1 protein-coding gene is annotated in these 1,380 nt (G+C 40.9%); it reads left to right on the top strand.

The window, feature by feature from the left end:
* Positions 1–190: 190 nt before the first annotated feature.
* Positions 191–982, top strand: coding sequence for an HpsJ family protein (locus tag IQ242_RS24800; RefSeq protein ID WP_193961784.1), 792 nt, complete (start codon positions 191–193; stop codon positions 980–982).
* The last annotated feature ends 398 nt before the right edge of the window (positions 983–1,380 follow it).

Genomic DNA, 1,380 nt, shown 5'->3' with positions numbered 1-1,380 from the left:
ATTGGTTATGTTAGTGGAGATACCGAAAAAAAGCTATCTGTAAGCGATACCAATGGTCAACGATTGGGACAGATAGCTGTTAGTAAGATTCAGTTAATTCGTCGTTCTAACGGTTTAATTGTTTCTCGCTAACTTATATAAAGCCGCCCTCCGTTATCGCTAAAGGGCGGGTTTCAGACCCAGTTTTTCGATGAACAGCTTTACTTCTTTGTCCCTGAAATTAACGGGATTGGTTTTCATTATTTCCTTCCTTTTGGATGGGTTTATCCTGCCGCTGCCCTATCGATTTAATCAATCCCAATGGCAGGTAGGGTTCGTCAGCACCTTTGTTGATCGAGGAATTGTTCCTCTTCTGGGTATCGTTCTCGTTTTAATCGCTTACTGGATTGACGCTAACAATAGAGATGTCATTCCTAGAAAATCCCGCTTTGAATTGCGTTGGCCGATTTTTATTCTTTCCACACTGTTAGGCTTAGTTTTTCTGTTGATGATTCCTGTTCATATCAATAATATCAACCAGATTAAAAACAACGCTTTGACTCAAATTGAACAGGGTGTTGACCAAGGGGAGGGACAAATTCAGGCTTTCTTAGCCCAGTTAAATACGCTATCGCAAAATCCCCAACTATTAGAACAGCAGATCTCTCAGAGAAATCAAGTAATTGAAACTGGTCGTTTCCAAGGACAACCGATCAGCACAGAACAGTTACAGACCCTCCGTCAACAAAGAGACCAATTAACTAATTTACGGGATTTATCCAAAAAACCGAAGGAGTTTAAACAGGGATTAGATGATATCAAAAATCGGCTACAAACTCAGCTGCAAGATCGACGAAAACAGGCAGAAAGCCAAGCTAACTTGGAGGCTTTGAAACAGTGGTTAAGAATTGGTATTCAAAGTATGTTGCTATCGATTTGCTATAGTTTGATCGGTTGGTTAGGCATTCGAGAACTAGGTAGTGTGAAAAAACGCACTGCCTAAGCAGGGGATTTATCTTAATGATCAAGTATAAAGTTTTCGTTTTCGGGACTCAGAATTCTCCGAGTCAGGAGACGAGCGCAGACAAGAGCATACTTCATCCTTAGGATCAAATCTGTAACTACTTAAATATTCAGCCACAGGGCATCAGCAAATGATGCCCTTTTATTGATTAGAACTCTTGCATAATTAATTTTTGGTGGTTCAAAAACGTCCTATAAGCTGTTCGTAATTTAAATTGCTTGTTGAGACGAGGCACTCTTGCACTCTTGCACTCTTGCAAAGGGCAACACCCCCCTACCACGTCGGGGGGGCAAGGGGGGGAGATTCGGCTAATCTAAGAATAAGCGGTTTAAATACGTCTTAGCTTAATACTAAATCCTGTTTAAAAGGTATAGGAG

Origin of the sequence: Microcystis sp. LEGE 08355, assembly GCF_015207185.1 — a bacterium.
Lineage (GTDB): Bacteria > Cyanobacteriota > Cyanobacteriia > Cyanobacteriales > Microcystaceae > Microcystis > Microcystis panniformis.
The sequence above is the reverse complement of the archived record's forward strand: the minus strand, read 5'-3'. Positions and strand labels throughout refer to the sequence as shown.